Source organism: Paenibacillus graminis (assembly GCF_000758705.1).
Taxonomy (GTDB): domain Bacteria; phylum Bacillota; class Bacilli; order Paenibacillales; family Paenibacillaceae; genus Paenibacillus_AQ; species Paenibacillus_AQ graminis.
Window position 1 is genome coordinate 1,037,956 of sequence record NZ_CP009287.1, and the last position, 18,680, is coordinate 1,056,635.

Genomic DNA, 18,680 nt, shown 5'->3' on the forward strand with positions numbered 1-18,680 from the left:
TTATGGATTTCGTGAGCGGAATACCGGGTGCGGAGTCGTGGACAACGGTAGAGCCGGTGCTGAAAGGCTGGTCGAGTGACCGGAAGTTCTACGTTGAGGATCAGGCGGGGCGCAGGCTGCTGCTGAGACTCTCGGCAGGCCGTACGTTTCAACGCAAACAGCAGGAATATGAAGCCATTCAGCGGTTTTACAGGCTGGGTTTTCCGATGTCCCGGGCTGTCGATTTTGGAATATACGGTGAGGGAGAAGGCGGGGAGCAATACGTTTATATGCTGCTTACTTGGGTGGATGGCGTCCCTCTGGAGGAGCGTCTGCCTGGACTGCCGCCGGAGGAACAGTATCGCCTGGGCGCAGAGGCTGGAAGAATATTGAAGCAGATGCATACGATCCCGGTTCAAGAGGAACTCCCTCATTGGGAAGCAGACATGCAATCTACAATCCTCTCAAGGATCAGGGAATACGAAAACTGTCCCTACCGCCTGGAGGACGACCAGCAAGTGATCGCCTTCGTCAGGCAAAATGTCGGCCTGATCCATAACGTGGAGAAAGTGCATCATCACGGTGACTTCCATGTCGGCAATTTGATTTACACCCCTGAAGGCAGGATTGGTGTGATCGATTTCAACCGCTGGGATATTGGAGATTATGCGGAGGAATTCTATAAGCTGCAGATCTTCGACAGGGAGCGGAGCATCCCGTTTGCAGCAGGCAAGCTGGAGGGATATTTCGGCGGACCGCCGCCGGAGGCCTTTTGGAAAAGACAGGCGCTGTATGTGGCGTATGCCTCGCTGTATTCCATCAAGTGGTCGATACCCTACGGCGCAGCCGACGTTCACGATATGATGGACCGCTACCGTCTCGCGCTTTCGGATTATGATCATTTCCGGAGAACTGTTCCCGGGTGGTACCTGGGAGACGGGGAGTGATATTTTGTCCAAAAGATTGAAATGAAGGAGTCCAGTACGGTAGAATTGCACTTATAAGCGGCGCCTTGGAATGTTTAAATCCCGGGCCTGCTATACAACCAGCAGATTTAACCAAGAAGGGGATTGTAACGTTTGAATAATGAAGAATTGAACAACGGGCTGCCGGAGAATTATGAGGAACTGAAGAAGGCTGCCGGACGCTCCGCCGATTGGAGATCGCGTCTTGAGGCCGTGGAGGAGCTTGGCCGCTTCAACCATAAACAAATTATTGATATTCTGAATCGCCTCATGGTCAGCGATCCTGTATATACCGTCCAAGAAGCTGCATATGAGAAGCTAAAGGCCTTTGGTGAAGATGTCACAGTGCCGTCGAAGAACAAAGCCGAGCTGTTCAGAGGTATTTCCAAGATTGTGCTGCGCATCAAGAAGAGCCTTCCGCAGGACCATTCGTATGAAGAGTTCAAGGAAAAGCTGAAGAAGATGCGGATAGACGTCTACGACGCTTACGAAGGCGAGAAGGGCGAGAATTTTGACGCCTGGCTGCAGAAATTGTGGGCTTCGGCCACGAAATAAGGATGGACCATAGAGCGGAGAGACGGGGAAGATTCCCTATCGCTCCGCTTTTTTAAGCGTACCCCAATCCAAGGAAGCAAAGGAGATCACATGCAAAACTCTTCAGCTAATGAACCATTAACACGCTTATTTCAGGAATATCTTGAACTGTCTGCCCATTTGCGCCCCGACTATACCGCCAGCTTAGGGAGTGGACACAGAGAGGGGCAGCCTGCGATCAGCGACATCGTACCGGATGCGCCAAAGCTTTTGCAGGCCATTTACAGCCAGGTTTCCGGTACAAGCAGCGACGAAGAAGAGCCTAGTCTGATCGAGTTCATCCCGGGCTACCGGCTGATTCATATTCAGGAGTATGTGCAGGAAATCAAGGTGCTGGAAAGCATCCTGAAGGAAAAGGGCTGCAGCGGCGGCGGGACTGTGCTGCCCATTCTGACCAATTACGGAAGTGATTTCATCTGTTATTACCAAAGTGAGGACGGAACAGAGCGGATCTGCGATCTGCTGCATGATTACGGCGACCTGGCCGTGATGTATGATTCCCCGGAGAAGTTCCTGGAGACTCTGTGTGAATTCTATAAGCAGGAAGTTTATTTTTTGGATGAGGAAGGTTATCTGGACTGCGATCTGGTGCTGGAAGGGGAAGTTGGGGCGGCACTGAATCCGTCGGCAAACTATTGGTCGGAATAATTGGTGAAGTGCCGCAGTGTTTTTTCCTGTTAATCTAACAGACAGTTCAAAAAGGAAGGTGAATTGCGGTGCATTACATATTCAGAAATAGAACGCGCCAGCTGCGGGCGGGATGGGAGATCCTGCTTGCAGCCGCGGCTATTTTTATACTTACCATGCTGATGTCCTTTGGTTTATCTCTGCGGGTGAATTCCAGGCAGCTGTTTGATCCGGACGGCTGGGTACGGGTGTTCAAAGCAAGCGGGCTCTACATGCTGGTCGTTGTTTGTTTTACGGTGCGTGTTGTCCGCCGGCTGCCGCTGAGCAGTATAGGCCTGTCACGGCCGGATGTGAAGCGGTTCGCACAAGGGTTTCTGAGCGGTGCCCTGTTAATGGCTATTATTGTTATGGTTCTATGGGCGCTGGGGAATGCGGCCTTTCAGAATGAAGGATGGAAGCCCCGGTTCAGCCAATTGGACCTGCCCGGCCTGATGCTTACTGCTTGTATAGCGGGAATCTGCGAAGAAGTTTTATTCAGGGGATACATACAGCATTTGCTGTCCGGCCGTCTGGGAACTACTGGGGCCGTAGCTATAACCTCAGTCTTGTTTTCGGCGGCCCATATGGCCAATCCCGGCTATAATTGGATCAGTGCCCTGAATATTGTGCTGATAGCCTTGATTTTTTCGTGTGCAACCCTTCGGACAGGGAATCTGTATTTTGCAATGGCACTGCACCTTTCCTGGAACCTGGTTCAGGGTTATGGGTTCGGTGTCTCAGTCAGCGGAAAGATCCCGCAGGGATTATACTCCGTCCTCCTGGGAGGGCCTGACTGGATTACGGGCGGACGCTTCGGCCTGGAGGCGAGCATCCTGACGACAATCCTGCTTGGATTAATCTGTGCTGGCTTGCTGCTGGTGCATGTGATGAAGCCGCGCAGAAGAACGCAGCAGACGGAATTTTCAAGCCGTTATTAGAGCGTTTCTCAAATATAAGAAAGTATATGTACGGGTGCCATCCGGAAAAAGGATGGCACCCGTTTTATTGGAGTATTCTCCGTATGTCTACTGCTGCTGTTACTGCTGATGTTACTCCTGCACAGCCTTCTTTTCCTGCTCCCGCAGTTCTACACGCCGGATTTTGCCGGAGGCAGTTTTGGGAAGATCTGCGATAAATTCAATTTTGCGCGGGTATTTGTAAGGTGCAGTCCACTCTTTGACATGGGACTGCAGCTCTTTTACCAGTTGAGGTGTACCGGCGCTGTGGTCCTTCAATACAACAAAGGCCTTAACAACCGAGCCGCGAATCTCATCAGGGCTTGCTACCACGGCGCATTCCTTGACCAGGGCATGTTTCATTAAGGCTTCCTCCACTTCAAACGGTCCGATGGTATAGCCTGAGCTGATAATGATATCGTCGCCCCTGCCTTCGAACCAGAAATAGCCGTCCTCATCCTTGCGCGCCCGGTCCCCGGTGACAAAATACTCGCCATGGGAGCAGTTCACCTTGCGTTCAGGGTCCTTGTAGTAATTCTGGAACAAGGCCGGCATGCTCAAGTGCACGGCAATATCTCCAACGACTCCCGCAGGCAGCGATTTTCCCTCCCCGTCAATCACTTCGACAATCCCCGGGGCAATGGATTGGCCCATGGAGCCTACCCGGATCGGTTGATCCTTGAGTGCTGCGATAATCAGTGTGCTCTCCGTCTGGCCGTAGCCGTCACGGATGGTAATGTCAAAATGCTCCTGGAAGGTGTTGATGACCTCCTGGTTCAGCGGCTCGCCTGCGGATACGGCGCAGCGCAGCTTCGACAGATCATACTGCGCCAGACCTTCGGTTTTGGCCATAAGGCGGTACTCGGTCGGTGTGCAGCACAATACCTGGATGCCCTGATCCTGGAGCAGCTGCAAATAACGGTCCGGGTGGAACGGTCCGTTGTAGACAAAACCGGTTGCGCCGTTGCCGAGAACGGTCAGGAAAGGACTCCAGATCCATTTCTGCCAGCCGGGTGCGGCTGTGGCCCAGACGGTGTCGGATTCCCGGATATCGAGCCACAGGGACGACACAATTTTCAGGTGGGCATATCCCCAGCCATGCGTGTGTACCACAGCTTTGGGATTGCCCGTGGTGCCTGAGGTATAAGCCAGAATGGCGATATCGTCGCGGCGGCTGGCAACGGTCGGGAAAGATTCCGGCTGGCCTTCCATCAGTCTCTCCAGGTCTGTCCATCCGCTGCCAAGCTCTTCTGCATTGCCGCCAACAGAGAGACGGTAATCGAGTGCAGGCAGATCCTCGGTGATTTTATTGACTTCCCCGGTCACTTCAGACCAGACAATGACGGCTCTGGCTTCGGAATGGCGCAGCCGGTAGGCCAAATCCTTGGCCCGCAGCATTTCGGAGGAAGGGATGACGGCAAGCCCGAGCTTCAGGCAGGCCAGATAAATAACGTAGGCAATAATGCGGCGCGGAACCATAACGAGCACACGGTCCCCCTGCGTAAGGCCCAGCCCGGACAATCCGCCCGCCAGGCGGTTGGCCTGCTTCATGAGGTCACCGTAAGTGATTTCTTCGTAGTTTCCGTTCTCCTGCAGCCATTTCAGCGCAATCTTATCGGCTGGATGATGCTCCATTTCCGAAGTGAGATTGTAGAATTCAGGTGCAATCCACTGCTGATTATCCAATTGAATCTCTCCTAATGTGAACGTGATGGTTTTCTTCAATAGGTATAGTATAGCACGTTATCCTAGTACCAGATGCTAAATGAGGCGATTAGCAGTAGAGAATGTTCTGTGTCTGTTTTTTTGTTTGGAAACTTATACAAAGTTGAAACAACTTGCCCGGAGAAACCTTCTATAATAGTGGAATCTAAGTGCAGACAGTCATGAAGGAGAGATTATCCACTATGCATCGGAAAAAAACCTTCCGGGCGGCGCTATGGATTGCCTGCCCGCTAGTAATAGCCTTAACGGCGGCCTGTAACGATCAGCCGTCTACTGCTCACCCTGCGGCAGAGGCTTCGGCCGCTCTAACCGGCTCCCCGGGCATGTCTAATCCGAGCGCTCTCCCCACTCCGGCTGCCTCTGCCGTACCTTCAGCACGGGAGAATTCCGCCGTCCCATCCCCGGCTGCCCCGGCCACTTCAGCGAGTCTTCCGGCGGTACGGCATTCAGTTTCAATTGATCTGCAGGGGAAATCCTATGATTTTCCTGCCGGCATTCCGGGAACGGAGCGGTATAACTTCGCCACAGTCACTGCCAGGGGCATTGTCTGGTCTCCGGCGCCGAAACTGGAAGGGGAGGGAAGCAATCCGGTATGGATTCCGCTTGAGCCCTTCAGTCTCTATCTAAGTGATCCGGCCAATCCGCAGTTGGACACCTCCACAGCCCGCAAGCTTTTTACGCAGACGCTGCCTGAGAAGTCCAATGAATATACGAAGCTGAGCAGCCTGCAGGGAGCGGGCGATTACATTATATACCACACGTATACGATGTTTCGGGGTGGTGTTCAAGCGCTTAAGAGCCAGGCATGGGCGATGAAGGTTGGCGATTCTGCACAGCCTGCCGAGATTCTTTCGTACCACGCAGCAGGCGGCTATCTCTATTTTTGGGGAATAGAAGAACAAGAGAAGCTGTACGTTTCGGTTAGCCAAATACCTGGCAATGCAGATGGAAGCTATACTTATGAGGTGTATGTATACTCCCTGGCGGAAGGACGTAAGGAGAAATTACATACGTTCTCTCTGGAGGGCAATCAGCTTAAGTTCAGCTATCATCACCACTCTTACGAAGTGAAGCTGCAGCAGGGCTGATCCTGCTTCCGATTATACCAAGCGCCAGTAAGGGTAAAATACGTTTAAGAATCCTGAGCCGAAAAACTGTAACTATCCAGAAAGTGGGGAACGACTATGAACGCTACAGCGTTTGACGAGATATATGCAATTATGGAAGCTTCCTTTCCCGACAATGAGTTTAGAACCTATAGCGGACAAAAGGGATTGCTGAGCCTCCCCCACTACCGGCTGTACACCGAGCGCGGTGCGGATAACCGTATCCTGGCTTTTTTGGCCGCATGGGAGTTCCCGGAGCTGAGGTTTATCGAGCATCTTGCGGTCAATCCGGACATCCGCGGGGGCGGTATCGGCAAAAAGCTGATGCAGGATTATCTCGCACACTCGGACAAGACGGTTGTGCTGGAGGTGGAGCCGCCGGTGAATGAGCTGGCAGCGCGCAGAATCGGTTTTTATGAGCGGCTGGGCTTTCACCTAAATCTCTATGATTATGTGCAGCCTCCACTGCGGGAAGGACAGGCGGATCTGCCGCTGCAGCTCATGACTTATCCCCGTCCGGCAACACAGCAGGAATTCCGGCAGTTCCGGGATATCCTCTACAGCGAGGTATACAACATACCGCTTCCTGGCCGCCGCCGTTAGATAGGATTCTTAATAGCTGTACCACAGCCCGCACTATCTTCTTGGATAGACGGGCTTTTTTCAAGGAGAAATGAACGCCGGCTTGGAATTACTTCTTTACAATCACGATACAAGTTGGAAACAAGTTCATGATTAAATGAATCTATAGCAAGAGACATACAACAAACGAACCTACAAGGAGACGATAATAATGAAAAGCAAAAAAATGATCATAGCAACCATGGTATTCGGGATGGCAGTCACTGGCTCAGCGGGGGTGTATGCAGGGACCAACCTGCAGAAGATCAGCGCCTACCTCAACCACAGCATCGGGTTCAAAGTCAACGGAGCCGCATACACACCGGCAGACAACAATGGCAAGAAGCTTGCGCCAATCACTTATAATGATACAACGTACCTGCCTGTCCGGGCGATGGCGGATGCGCTCAAGGTACCGGTAACCTTCGATCCTTCGACCAATCAGGTTGTACTGGGCTCAGGAGCAGGGACAACGGCGCCTGGTAACGGTTCAGCGGTCACTTTAGCTGCCGTTCAATACAGTGCGGCACAAAAAGAAGCCATCACCAAGGCGTTTTCCGCCTTCCAGGGCTTCGAAACTGCCTATGCGCCGCTGCAAATGACCGGTGGAGACAGCTTCCAGAAGGTGGCCGAAAGCTCCGATGGCGTCAGATTCCTCTTCAGCCACATGAGCGTGGATATCTCGCCGCGGGATTACTCCTATGAGTACGATGGCACGACAGTGAAGCTTTCGACCGGGGCTGCAGGCAAATGGTATACGCCTTCGGATATCCCGATGCTGACCTTTAAGCTGGATGACCGCTATGTTACCCTCAGTTCGCCGGACAAAACGCTGAGCAAAGCCCAGCTTGAAAACGTAGCGGCAAGTGTAGCGAAATTAAGCAAATAAACTAAATTACTGCAGAGCACAGTGAAAAGGGGATGTCCGTCCAAGCCAACCGGCTTGCGGGCATCCCCTTGTGCGTTGACTATTTATTCGTGCCGTGCTGCTTGGTGGCCAGTCTGGCTTCCGGTGAACCTTTGCCGCGGCGCTTGTTTTTCTCCGCTTTTTTCATGTTCTCCTGAAATTTCTCCACGAACTCATGAGTATCCATTGACATCCTCCTGAACGTTTGTAAGCTGCAAAAGCGTACACTTTAAGTTTTGTGAACAGTATTTCTCAGACCTGCTGTTACTGTGTCCACTTTTGCGGAGGATCATTCCTGGCTTGACTGTGTCTGATCCGGGGAGGCTTGATAGAGGGCCAGCGCCTTCAACGCGGATTCCCGCATCCGTTTTTTTAGCCAGCTCCCTTCCACGATCTTTACCCGTTTGCCCAAAAAGCGCATTTTGGACAGGACATATTCCCCTTCATTGCCCAGATAGGTTAAGGAGATGGAATAGCTGTCCTTCTCCTCGTCATACCGGACCTCCTTCTCAAAGCAGGAGAAGGCGTAGAGAATCCGCGACAATTCCTTGTTGTAGCCCGGAAGAATTTCAATTACGGCGCACTGTCTGCGGCTTTCCAGGATTCGCTGAATCTCGGCTTGAGTCGTGCGGACAAGCTCGGGAGAGGCAGGGATTTCGCATACTGCTGCTATTTTTTGGAGACGGATGCTCATGAAGTCCCGGCGTGTCCAGCTGTACCACAGCAGATACCATTCCCTTTTGACCATGGAATATTCGAGGCGGTAGGGGAGACCGGACTGCTCCGGCCCGGGTTGCCCGTTGTTCAGACCCATGCTCACCTGAATGCCCTGGTGGTTCTGAATACTGCGGCGCAGCACGCGTACCAGCGGATGATAGACCTGTACCTCCTGGGTCGAACCTTTATGGATCAAATCCCCGGCAAGGTTCAGCGGAGCCTCCTGCGCCAAAAGCGTCTGCAGCTTCTCAAGCGTCACTCCGGAAAAGGCAGCGGCCGCAGACGGATGGCCCAGCATCAGCTTCAGCCAGGAGCGTTCATGCGAAGTGGAGAGAAAAACTCCGGTGTCCTCCATACGGGAGGTGACGCGGTAATTAAAGATTTTTTCAAAAGGGTTCATAATAGTCCAGAATCTCCTTCCATTCGGCCATCAGCTCCTCCCGGAGCTGTCTTGGAGCAAGCACTTCACAGCTTGAGCCAAAGCTGCGCAGCCAGGGCTTGATTTCTGTCGTTCCGTTCACAGTGATTTCATAGATGAAAAAGTGCGGAGCTTCCTCCGTAATTGTCCCCCACTGTCCTTGCAGCAGCACACGCTCCTTCACAAAATTACGGGTAGTACTGCTGCGCTGCGGATTCAGGAATTTGGCCCGGACCGTAACGGGGCGCCCGGTGTCGATTAGCCAGCTGGTGGAGATTTTTTGCTCCAGAGCAGATTTTTCGGCCAAGAATAACTCCCCGGAGACGGCTTCGCCTTCCTCAATCTGCATCATGCCTTCCAGCCGGTATTTGCGGATACCCTGGTGTTTGCTGTGGGTGAGTAAATACCATCTGCCGTACTGGTGATCGTAGACGATCTTAAGCGGCAGCGCCGTCTCGGTCCGGCCGCTGGATTCACGCTCGAAGAGCGGATTGGTGTTTTGGGAGGCATAGCTGGTGCTGGCTTTTGGTGAAAAGTAGAGAAACTGAATTTTGCGTCGGCCTCTGATCGCTGAGAGCAGCACAGACAAGTGGGCTTCATCCAGAATTCTGGAATAATAATGGTACTTATATAAAAAAGGCTCGATCGCCTGCTTTTTTTCATCCTGCCGGACCAGCTCTTTTTTCAGACTGTCGCGCAGCAAATAGCCTTGTACAGAGGGCAACTGGGTATTGGCCATAATATCCACGAAGTCGAAGAGATCCAGCAGCTCTTCCCTGGATAATTGCCTAACCAGATCATTGTTGAGCCGGTAGCGGTAAGGGCGCGGGCCTGCCCCTTTGACAACCGCCCCTACTTCCTCCAAATATTTCAGATCGCTGCGGATTGTTTTTTCATCGGGAAAAGCGCTGTCCAGGTCCAGGCCGCTGCAGCAAATGTCCAGCAGATCTTTCATGGTCAGCTCTTGATTGTCGCTCAGGGCGGCAAGAATCCGTGAGATTCTCAGACTTTCGGTTTCCTTGAGCGACTTGGCCTGAAACAGAAACAGCAGCAGAGGATCGGCGGATTCATAGTAATTAGACCGGAACGCATCGGTGAAGACCTGGCCTTGCGCTTCCGGCGGCTGTTCCAGCAGAGTGTTAGCAACTTCCTTCAGCTTCTTCAGGGTTTTATCGAAGGTATGGACCGAGATGCCGAGACGTTCGGCAAACTGCTGGCGGCTGTAAGCACCGCTGGTCAATACCAGCATCCGCAGAAACTGGATTTCCTTATCAAAGCTTTCCTTGGCCATGGCAGCCTCCGATCTTACGTAATAGACAACTAACTTCTATTGTACCAGCGGTGGCAAATGGAGAAAATGGAGAAGTTTCTCTTTGATCGTAATACTTACACCATGTTCGCCGGGAAGGAAATAAGCGAAGATGGATACAAGAAAGCCGAAGCTGCAAAGCGGAGCTGACTTGAAAAGATTCTCCGAGGCGCACGGACGGGGTACTTCGCCTTCTAAGCGACCTGTCGCTGGTTCGACTCCAGCTTCCTTCAAGAAGGAATAGCTCAGTGGTAGAGCAGTCTGTGCCTGTCCAATCTTGTTTTCCTCGGTTGATTAAGCTATACGCAAGGCGAGGCGTCTGAAAGGGATCCTTCGACTATTAAGGGAATAGAAGTGACGGTGCCTGCGGCACTGACAGGCCTTTTCAACCCTATTCCTCGCTTTGTGCAAACCATCAGGCCGGTGAGGCGCCGGGTCGGGTTACTTCACACTCCAACGTGACCAAATGAACTACCCTGGGCAATACGGCAGGTTCGACTCCTGCAAGACACCTGTCCCACCTTTTCCTCACCGGCATTGAATTTAGGAGGTTATGAATATGAGCTTTGCTTCCAAGCTGTTTAGTTCCAAGAAACCAAATGCCCGGAACCAGGAAGGATATCCTGCTTATACGCGTTCTGTGGAAGAGCAGTATCTGCAGATGCTTTTGACTAACACAATGCATAACACGTTCTATGCGGACCAGCAGGAGCTTCTAGATAATGCGGCGGAGCTGCATGAGCAAATGGCTCTTGAACAGCCGGAGTTTATGGCTAAAGCGCTGGTCTATGCCCGCAGCGAAGGGTTCATGCGGCTGCAGCCGCTGTTCGGGCTGGCGGTGCTGTCCGGTACCCGTCCGGATTTGTTCGCCAGAGTCTTCATGAAGGTTGTGCAAATCCCGTCAGACCTGTCCGATTTCCTGACGATCCTGCAGGGATTGGGACGTGGGGAGGGCGGCCGGGCGGTGAAGCGGCAGGTCAGCCTGTTCCTGGCGGGAATCAGCGAATACTGGGCGCTGAAATACAATGGCCGCGGCCGTGGCTACAGTCTCGGCGACGCCATTGCCACGGCTCATCCGAAGCCGGCCGATCTCAAACAGCAGGCCTTGTACCGTTACCTGCGCGGCCAGGAGGCTAATTTGGGGCTTCTGCCCCAGGTAGAAGCCATGGAGAAGCTGAAGCAGGCCGGGTCTGCCGAGGAGCAGATCGCCTGGATCGAGCGGGGCAAGCTTCCTTACTCAGCCGTAACGGGGGCGATCAAACCTTCACAGGAAGTCTGGAATGCCATCCTGTATCAGATGCCGACATTTGCGCTGCTCCGCCATTTGAATACGCTCTTGCGGTCCGGCGTGCTTGCAGACCAGAAGAACTTGGATTATGTTGTGGGCAGGCTGGTGGACCAGGATGCACTGCGCAAGGCAAGAATTTTGCCTTTCCGCTTTGCCACGGCGTTCCGTCAGGTCAACGAGCCCGAGCTTCGGGATGCGCTGAGGGAAGCTGTTGACCTGACTTTTGATAACCTGCCGGACATGGGCGGACGAACCGCGATATTTCTCGATATTTCCGGCTCGATGCAGGGAGAGTACTTGGAGATTGGTTCGGTATTTGCTCTGGCTCTGTATAAGAAAACCCAAGGGAAGTCGCTGTTCTGGCTCTTCGACACCGCCGTTGCGGATGCCAAGCCTTCCCGGCGGGACAGCATTCTGGGACAGGCGGAACAGATCCATGCCCGTGGAGGAACCGATACCGGTGCGCCGGTCCGCAAGCTGCTGGAGCAGCGCACGAAGGTGGATCAGATCATCATCATCACCGATGAGCAGCAGAACAGCGGAAGCCCGTTCTATCAACAGCTCAAACTGTACCGCAAGAGGTTGAATCCCGATGTTAAGGCATTCGTCGTCGATATCGCACCTTACCGTCATGCCATGGTGCCTGAGCAGGATGAGCAGACCTATTATGTCTATGGCTGGAGTGACACAGTGTTATCCTATATCGCCCGGTCAGTGCAAGGATATGGGTCAATGACAGAGCGGGTGGCGGCGATGGAGATATAAAGTAAGGCTGTAAGCGTTGGAAGAGCAAACCGCTCCTCCGGCGTTTTTTGTTATTCAGGAAATTATGATTTCCCTTTCTTGTGGATAAGATGTGTATAAAGTTGGGGATAAGTAGACGGGAATTCGGCGGATTCAGCCAAAAGGGTGGAAATCAGCCGGATTCGATAGCCTTTTCCAACTAGTGCTTGCGAAAGAAGCAGGTGAGCAGTGCTAGTTGGAAAAAGGGAACTTATTTTCTCCCAAAAATCAACCATTGTAAGGCTGAAGTGGAAAAAGGAAACTTAATAGGGTCATATTACTTCGTCAGGAGCGAAATGAGCTCAATTAGTTACCCTTTTTCCACTTGGAATTGCCGAAGGATTCATAAAGGGTTCTCCAGGCAACGCTAAACTGAAGTCTATCCAGTCAAGGACGGCATAGCCGGTGTGTTCAAATATAAGAATTTATATGTTTCCCGCTATAAATTATCTTCTATTTCTCGCTGAAACGGATACTACCGTCCTTATAAGGAAGGCGTTAGCCGTTTCCGCTTGTTTGTCTTTTTTAGATGGGGTGAAAGCCTTAATCTTTAATTTGTACAGTAAACCTTTAGATTTCACCCTGTTTACACATCTGGCCTTACCTTATTGTTGAAATAGAATGATGAACGTAGGAGTAACAAGATAGCGAGGAAAACTCAACTTCACATATAAACTATTTGGCCTGACGTATCTAACCCATGTCCAGAGTGAACTGAATAACGGCAGAAATACCGTTGTTGGGCGCGCCGCGGCCAGAACTGGCGGAAACAACGGCAGAAGTGCCGTTGTTGGACGCACCGTGGCCGGAACTGGCGGAAACAACGGCAGAAGTGCCGTTGTTGGGCGCGCCGCGGCCGGAACTGGCGGAAACAACGGCAGAAATACCGTTGTTGGACGCGCCGCGGCCGGAGTTGGCGGAAACAACGGCAGAAGTGCCGTTGTTGGACGCGCCGCGGCCGGAGTTGGCGGAAACAACGGCAGAAGTGCCGTTGTTGGGCGCACCGTGGCCGGAACTGGCGGAAACAACGGTAGAAATACCGTTGTTGGACGCACCGTGGCCGGAACTGGCGGAAACAACGGTAGAAATACCGTTGTTGGGCGCACCGCGGCCGGAGTTGGCGGAAACAACGGCAGAAATACCGTTGTTGGACGCGCCGCGGCCGGAGTTGGCGGAAACAACGGCAGAAGTGCCGTTGTTGGGCGCACCATAGCCTCCCGCCCTAGGCCTTCTCCTGGCCCCGGGCCTCTTTTATTCTTTAAGGCCAGGACTTTTCCGGAGTCTGAACAACCTGTGGTCTGTCCGAAAGAGCCGATTCTCCGGGCAGGCTGTATTTTTCATAAGCAGACCTTTGTTCCGGCATAAGCCCCCGAAGTCGCGTCAACCATGGTCTTACTATTATCAATGATCTTACTATCTGAATGAACAGACGCCGTCCTTGTACAAGAACAGCCCAGCCGGTTCTTCCTGCGTGATATAATGTGGCAATCTGGTAAAATATAAGGCTGAAGTGTTGCAATTGAAACACGAGGCTGCATGAGTAGGAGGTTAGGGACATCATGCTGTTCCCGGGGAAATGGTACAAGAAACATTTTAAGAACAATCTGTTTATGAAGATCATCCTGACTTTCTCCATTATAGCTGTGGTTACTACAATTACGTTCTCCTATCTGATGTTCCTGCTGATGTCGCAATCCGTTGTACAAAGACAGCTGGAAATCCAGAAACGGACTGTGGAGAGCGTGAATGACTATATGCAGCGTAAATACGATGCTGTGCAGACGATGATGCGCGATGTGTACCGGGACAGCGAACTCACGGCTAATACATCCTACCTGCTGGAGCATCCCTATCAGGATTATGTCACCTACCGGCTCGACCGGTATCTCCATGAGAGCAGCGCCACCACGGACAGCGTACAGTTTTTCCGCAACCAGATGGAGGATGATCCCGATATCCGCAGGCTGCTGCTCTACAGCTCTGCCAAACAGCAGCTGTACGTATTCAATGACCGGGAGAATTTCAATATTATCTCCACCAACGCGGCGCATTCCCTGGTGCCGGATGCTTTGTACCTGGAGGAAGCCAGCAGTGTGACGCTGCCGAATATCTGGGTCCGCAAAACCATATCCCTCGCAGATTCCCCCATGTTTTCCGTCCGTGTGCCTATCAATGATAAGCAGTCATTGCGTAATATCGGCCAACTGCTGGTCTTCTACGACGCAGATCATATCTGGGAGAGCATAGGGGATTACAAGGATGATTTCAAAGGCGATATTATCGTGCTGTCGGCGGACAATGATGTATTGTTTGACAGCTCAGGGACCTTTTATGGCAAGAAATATCCATATCCTGAACAGATCCAAGCCATCTATGCGGATGGTGAGAAGGTGAACGGCATGCTGATTACGAAGCTGACGCATACCCAAGGCGGTTTTACCGTGCTCAGTGCGGTGCCGGAGCGGGAGCTCGCCGCAACTTACAGAGGTCTGCGCAACATGATTGTTACCATTTGCCTGATCTGCATTCTGTTCGCAGTGATCACCCCGTCGCTGTTCATCAGCAATTTTGCCACCCGGGCGCATAATATTATCCGCTTTACCCGCAAGGTGAAGAACGGGGATCTCGATGCCCGTATCGCCGATGTGAAGGAGGATGAGCTGGGCCAGATCTCCAAAAGCTTCAACGATATGCTGGACGAGCTGAACCTGTACATCGACAGGGTGTTTAAGGCGGAGATCAAACAGAAGCACAGTGAGATTTCGGCGCTTGAAGCCAGGGTCAATCCGCATTTTCTCTACAATACGCTGGAAGTCATCCGCATGCGCGCTATTTCACAGGGGGCGGCGGATGTCGGAGAGATGATCTACAGCTTATCCGTTTTATTCAAAAGCTATGTCCATCCCAAGGCGAAGCACACCATGAAAGACGAGCTGGAAGCCTGCCGGCTGTATCTGGAGCTGTTCCGCATCCGGTATAAGGACAAGTTTTCTTATGAGCTGCACTGCCCCAAGGAGCTGGAAGGACGGGTTGTACTAAAAATGTCGCTGCAGCCCATCGTGGAGAATTATATTCTTCATGGTATGCGGACAGACCGCAGCGATAACCATATCTCGATTCTTCTGGCTAAGGAAAATGTGATTCTGCGGGCCGTGGTTACCGATAATGGCCGCGGCATCAAGCAGGAGCGGCTGGAGCAGATTCAGCACGATCTGCTGGATAAGGACAGCTCATCGCAGTCTTTTGGCCTGCGGAGCATTAATGAGCGGATGAAGCTGCTGTATGGGGAACCGCATGGTTTAGCGGTCGATAGTGAAGAAGGCAAGGGTACGACTGTGACTGTAAGTTTCCCTGATCTGGGTGAGGAGGAGCCAACCTATGTATAAGGTATTCATTGTGGACGATGAGCCTTTTATCATTGAGGGTCTGTATGATATTGTCGATTGGGCCGGAATGGGGATGGAGATTGTCGGCAGGGCGGAGAATGGTCAGGAAGCACTGGAAGCGCTGTCCTCGCTCCGTGCGGATATTCTGATTACCGACATTTCCATGCCGCTGATGAACGGGCTGGATCTGATCCGTGCTGTCCGCAAGCTGCAGCCGGGAATGAAGGTGATTATCCTCAGCGGGTATGATGAATTTGGCTATCTTAAGGAAGGCATGACACTCGGCATCGAAAATTATCTGCTCAAGCCGATCAATCTGGAGGAGTTCAGGGCTACGCTGAACAATACCGTGGAGAAGCTTCATATGAGCAGAGTCGAAGATGAGCTGAATGCACAGAGTATTTCTATATTAAGAGACAACATTATGCACCGCTGGCTCCGCGAACAGATTGGGGCGAATGAATTCCGGGAGCGCTCGGAACTGCTCGGCATACAGCTGGACAAGCCGCTGCTGCTGGCGGTACTGCTGCGGCCGGGGAAGGGGGCTGGCAGCGGGGAGTTTTTGAAGGCGGTTTCGGATGCGCTTGTAGACAGCAGATCCATCATTCTTTTTCAGGATATGGAAGGGGATACTGTGCTGCTGCATGGCTTAAGTGAATACCAGCGCGGGAAGGAGGAGGTCGAACGCTGCCACGAGCGGCTGGCTAAGCAGCTGTCGTCCTTTCAGCCGCTGTGCTTCTCGCTGGGTTCTGTTGTGGAGACAGAAGGGGGAGCGGCACAGAGTTATGCCCAGGCGAAGAAAGCCCAGGAGTATTTCATGCTCTTCCCGGAGCGGACCGTGATCCGTTATGAGGAGATTGAGAGCCGCAGTGAAGCTGCCGGGCGGGAGGTCACACTGAACTGGGAGCAGGTGCAGAAGCTGATTCTGGCCAAGGATAAGGAAGGGCTTCTGCAGCGGATTGACGAGCGGTTCGAGCAGCTCCGGCATATGGAAGGGGTCACCCCGGAGGTCCTGCAGGATTTCTCCATGGAATGGATGATCCGCTTTAAGATGCAATTGAAGGAAATCAGGCACTGTGAAGAGCCGGAGCTGTACCAGGAGGGCTTCCGCAGACTCCGCGAGACGACCTCGATTCATGAGTGGATTCATATCCTGAAGGAAGCGGCCTCGCTTACAGTCGATCTGCTGATCCGCGACGTGAAAAGTCCGGTTGTGCAGCAGGTGCTGAATTTCATCCATGAATCCTACGCTGAGGATATTTCGCTGAAGACGCTCGGGGCACAGTTCAATATTCACCCGGTATACCTGGGGCAGCTGTTCAGCAAAGAGGTGGGCGATACTTTCACAGAATACATCAACCGCTACCGGATTGAGAGGGCCAAGGAGCAGCTGCGGGGAACCTCCTCGAAGGTCCACGAAATCGCCAGGAATGTCGGCTACTGGGAGACCGGATATTTCTATAAGCAATTCAAAAAATACGTGGGGATTTCCCCCACCGAATATAAAGGACTTGTGTAGCGGCTGTCTGCCGGGCAAGTTCTTTTCTTTATTTTCTACATGATTTTATTTAGTTTAGCTTCTGTCTGAAAATGCTTACATCAACTAAAGTTAAGATAATCCTTGAAAGGACAGAGGCCAGCAAGGGCTTCGGAGATCCTGCAGTTTCGAGGTGAACAAAAGGGGAGGTTATAAAGAATGAGCAAGAAAAGCAAACGGTTGTCTCTGTTAGTAACATCCATGATGGCATTCTCGGTGCTGCTCAGTGCATGCGGCGGCTCGAACAACAATGCCGGGACCAAGGATTCTGCTTCGGGCTCGGGGGAGAAGTCGGAGAAACCAGTAGAGCTGATTTGGTACACCATCGGTGCACCGCAGAAGGACCTGGATACAGTCGTGGCCGAAATTAACAAATATACCAAAGAGAAAATCAATGCAACCCTGAAAATCAACATGATCGATTTCGGCGATTACTCGCAAAAAATGCAGGTTAAGGTAGCCTCCGGCGAACCTATGGATATCATGTTTACGAGCTCCTGGGCCCTGGATTATGTGCAAAATGCCCGCAAAGGCGCCTTCCTGGAAATGGACAGCCTGATCGACCAGTACGGCAAAGGCATCAAGGATGCCATTGACCCTGCCTTCCTGGAAGGCTCGAAGATAGACGGCCACAATTACGCCATTCCTGCCAACAAAGAACTCCCTGCCCAGGAAGTATGGCGCTTCAACAAAGAGCTTGTGGACAAGTACAAGCTTGACATCAGCAGCGCAACCACAATGGAAAGCATTGAGCCTATGCTCAAAACCATCAAAGAAAACGAACCGGGTATTACGCCATATGCAATGGTGAAGGATTTTATGCCGGTGATGCCGTTTGACTATATTATTGAAAAAATGCCGATGGCCGTCTATCTGGACACCAAGGACTATAAAATCGTCAACATTCTGGAAACTCCAGAGCTGAAAGCGAATCTTGAAACCGTACACAAATATTACAAGGCAGGTTACCTGTCATCAGAAGTAGCGACGACTACCTCCGTAGATGACCTTTACAAATCGGGCAAATGGTTCATGGACCGTGCCTCTACACAGCCAATGGCTGACAATCTCTGGTCAGCGAGCTACGGCTACCCTGTAGTCTCCACGCCAGCAGGCAAATCCTATATATACAACTGGTCCGTTATGGGATCGATGCAGGCCATTTCCGCCAACTCCGAGCATCCGGAGAAAGCCATGGAATTCCTGAACCTGCTGAACACCGATCCGGTCCTGCGCAACATGGTCGATTCCGGTATTGAAGGCGTGCACTATGAGAAAGTCAACGACAACACTGTGAAGTTCCTGCCGGAAGCCAAAAATTATGACATGCCGACCTTCTCCCTGGGCAATGTCATGATCACTTACTTGAACGAAGGCGACCCTGCGGACAAATGGGAGCAGTTCAAGAAATTCAACGAAGCGGGCATCAATGCTCCGCTGCTCGGCTTCAACTTTGATACCTCCAAGGTAACGAGTGAAATCGCCGCTGTGCAGAACGTGAAGGAAGAATTCTGGGCTCCGCTGATGACGGGAACTGTAGATCCTGACGAATACCTGCCCAAAGCGATTGAGAAATTCAAAGCTGCCGGACTCGATAAAATCATCGCAGAAGCACAAACCCAAATCGACGCCTGGAAAGCCGCGAACAATAAATAATTCATTCCCTTAAGGAAGACCGGGCGGGTGCCAAGCCCTTTGCCCGGTCTTTTCTTTTACAGTTTAG

General features: G+C 52.1%; 16 protein-coding genes. 12 read left to right on the forward strand and 4 right to left on the reverse strand.

The features are described from left to right. Positions 1–2 precede the first annotated feature (2 nt). The 4 genes from PGRAT_RS04430 (at position 3) to PGRAT_RS04445 (ending at position 3,142) form a co-directional block, all read left to right on the forward strand. Complete coding sequence (locus tag PGRAT_RS04430; protein ID WP_036703872.1) at positions 3–926, forward strand: phosphotransferase family protein; 924 nt, start codon at positions 3–5, stop codon at positions 924–926. 132 nt (positions 927–1,058) lie between these two features. Further along, positions 1,059–1,499, forward strand: coding sequence for a HEAT repeat domain-containing protein (locus PGRAT_RS04435; RefSeq protein ID WP_025704412.1), 441 nt, complete (start codon positions 1,059–1,061; stop codon positions 1,497–1,499). Positions 1,500–1,589: 90 nt separating this feature from the next. After that, entirely contained in the window at positions 1,590–2,186 is a 597-nt protein-coding gene (locus PGRAT_RS04440) for a hypothetical protein (RefSeq protein WP_025704413.1), read from the forward strand. 68 nt (positions 2,187–2,254) lie between these two features. Further along, positions 2,255–3,142, forward strand: coding sequence for a CPBP family intramembrane glutamic endopeptidase (locus tag PGRAT_RS04445; protein WP_025704414.1), 888 nt, complete (start codon positions 2,255–2,257; stop codon positions 3,140–3,142). A 111-nt stretch (positions 3,143–3,253) separates the two neighbouring features. Here PGRAT_RS04445 and PGRAT_RS04450 read toward each other — a convergent pair whose 3' ends face one another. Further along, complete coding sequence (locus PGRAT_RS04450) at positions 3,254–4,795, reverse strand: acetate--CoA ligase (protein ID WP_042267810.1); 1,542 nt, start codon at positions 4,793–4,795, stop codon at positions 3,254–3,256. A 272-nt stretch (positions 4,796–5,067) separates the two neighbouring features. On the opposite strand from PGRAT_RS04450, the gene PGRAT_RS04455 reads away from it, so the two are divergent. From PGRAT_RS04455 to PGRAT_RS04465, 3 genes are all read left to right on the forward strand, one after another. After that, positions 5,068–5,973, forward strand: coding sequence for a hypothetical protein (locus PGRAT_RS04455; protein WP_042266094.1), 906 nt, complete (start codon positions 5,068–5,070; stop codon positions 5,971–5,973). A 96-nt stretch (positions 5,974–6,069) separates the two neighbouring features. Beyond that, on the forward strand, positions 6,070–6,594 hold the full coding sequence (locus PGRAT_RS04460) for a GNAT family N-acetyltransferase (protein ID WP_025708799.1): 525 nt from the start codon (positions 6,070–6,072) through the stop codon (positions 6,592–6,594). A 190-nt stretch (positions 6,595–6,784) separates the two neighbouring features. Beyond that, positions 6,785–7,501, forward strand: a complete 717-nt coding sequence (locus tag PGRAT_RS04465) for a stalk domain-containing protein (RefSeq protein ID WP_025708801.1) — start codon at positions 6,785–6,787, stop codon at positions 7,499–7,501. A 79-nt stretch (positions 7,502–7,580) separates the two neighbouring features. Here PGRAT_RS04465 and PGRAT_RS32165 read toward each other — a convergent pair whose 3' ends face one another. The 3 genes from PGRAT_RS32165 to PGRAT_RS04475 form a co-directional block, all read right to left on the reverse strand. Then, complete coding sequence (locus PGRAT_RS32165; RefSeq protein WP_074084383.1) at positions 7,581–7,706, reverse strand: DUF4023 family protein; 126 nt, start codon at positions 7,704–7,706, stop codon at positions 7,581–7,583. Positions 7,707–7,808: 102 nt separating this feature from the next. Further along, a complete protein-coding gene (locus PGRAT_RS04470; protein WP_025708802.1) occupies positions 7,809–8,636 on the reverse strand; it encodes a WYL domain-containing protein in 828 nt (275 codons plus the stop codon). Continuing rightward, the gene (locus PGRAT_RS04475) at positions 8,623–9,945 is read right to left on the reverse strand and encodes a helix-turn-helix transcriptional regulator (protein ID WP_036707047.1); all 1,323 of its coding nucleotides are present in this window, start codon (positions 9,943–9,945) and stop codon (positions 8,623–8,625) included. Before PGRAT_RS04475 ends, PGRAT_RS04470 begins: the two co-directional genes overlap by 14 nt. 577 nt (positions 9,946–10,522) lie before the next feature. Between PGRAT_RS04475 and PGRAT_RS04480 the strand changes: the two genes are divergently transcribed. From PGRAT_RS04480 to PGRAT_RS04500, 5 genes are all read left to right on the forward strand, one after another. Then, positions 10,523–12,016 (forward strand): TROVE domain-containing protein, encoded by a 1,494-nt coding sequence (locus PGRAT_RS04480; protein ID WP_042266095.1) that lies wholly within the window; start codon positions 10,523–10,525, stop codon positions 12,014–12,016. Positions 12,017–12,770: 754 nt separating this feature from the next. After that, positions 12,771–13,247: a hypothetical protein gene (locus PGRAT_RS04485; RefSeq protein ID WP_042266097.1), complete on the forward strand. Its 477-nt coding sequence runs from the start codon at positions 12,771–12,773 to the stop codon at positions 13,245–13,247. Between the two features lie 346 nt (positions 13,248–13,593). Further along, entirely contained in the window at positions 13,594–15,420 is a 1,827-nt protein-coding gene (locus PGRAT_RS04490; protein ID WP_036704398.1) for a sensor histidine kinase, read from the forward strand. After that, positions 15,413–16,939, forward strand: a complete 1,527-nt coding sequence (locus tag PGRAT_RS04495; protein WP_042266101.1) for a response regulator transcription factor — start codon at positions 15,413–15,415, stop codon at positions 16,937–16,939. Before PGRAT_RS04490 ends, PGRAT_RS04495 begins: the two co-directional genes overlap by 8 nt. Before the next feature lie 177 nt (positions 16,940–17,116). Next, positions 17,117–18,613, forward strand: a complete 1,497-nt coding sequence (locus PGRAT_RS04500; protein WP_025705051.1) for an ABC transporter substrate-binding protein — start codon at positions 17,117–17,119, stop codon at positions 18,611–18,613. Positions 18,614–18,680: the final 67 nt, after the last annotated feature.

Bases quoted from the DNA above. Each gene is read 5' to 3' on its own strand.
- PGRAT_RS04450 (WP_042267810.1), bottom strand. From the start codon at position 4,795: ATGGAGCATCATCCAGCCGATAAGATTGCGCTGAAATGGCTGCAGGAG.
- PGRAT_RS04465 (WP_025708801.1), top strand. From the start codon at position 6,785: ATGAAAAGCAAAAAAATGATCATAGCAACCATGGTATTCGGGATGGCA.
- PGRAT_RS04475 (WP_036707047.1), bottom strand. From the start codon at position 9,945: ATGGCCAAGGAAAGCTTTGATAAGGAAATCCAGTTTCTGCGGATGCTG.
- PGRAT_RS04455 (WP_042266094.1), top strand. From the start codon at position 5,068: ATGCATCGGAAAAAAACCTTCCGGGCGGCGCTATGGATTGCCTGCCCG.
- PGRAT_RS04495 (WP_042266101.1), top strand. From the start codon at position 15,413: ATGTATAAGGTATTCATTGTGGACGATGAGCCTTTTATCATTGAGGGT.
- PGRAT_RS04440 (WP_025704413.1), top strand. From the start codon at position 1,590: ATGCAAAACTCTTCAGCTAATGAACCATTAACACGCTTATTTCAGGAA.
- PGRAT_RS04490 (WP_036704398.1), top strand. From the start codon at position 13,594: ATGCTGTTCCCGGGGAAATGGTACAAGAAACATTTTAAGAACAATCTG.
- PGRAT_RS04430 (WP_036703872.1), top strand. From the start codon at position 3: ATGGATTTCGTGAGCGGAATACCGGGTGCGGAGTCGTGGACAACGGTA.
- PGRAT_RS04470 (WP_025708802.1), bottom strand. From the start codon at position 8,636: ATGAACCCTTTTGAAAAAATCTTTAATTACCGCGTCACCTCCCGTATG.
- PGRAT_RS04460 (WP_025708799.1), top strand. From the start codon at position 6,070: ATGAACGCTACAGCGTTTGACGAGATATATGCAATTATGGAAGCTTCC.
- PGRAT_RS32165 (WP_074084383.1), bottom strand. From the start codon at position 7,706: ATGGATACTCATGAGTTCGTGGAGAAATTTCAGGAGAACATGAAAAAA.
- PGRAT_RS04480 (WP_042266095.1), top strand. From the start codon at position 10,523: ATGAGCTTTGCTTCCAAGCTGTTTAGTTCCAAGAAACCAAATGCCCGG.
- PGRAT_RS04500 (WP_025705051.1), top strand. From the start codon at position 17,117: ATGAGCAAGAAAAGCAAACGGTTGTCTCTGTTAGTAACATCCATGATG.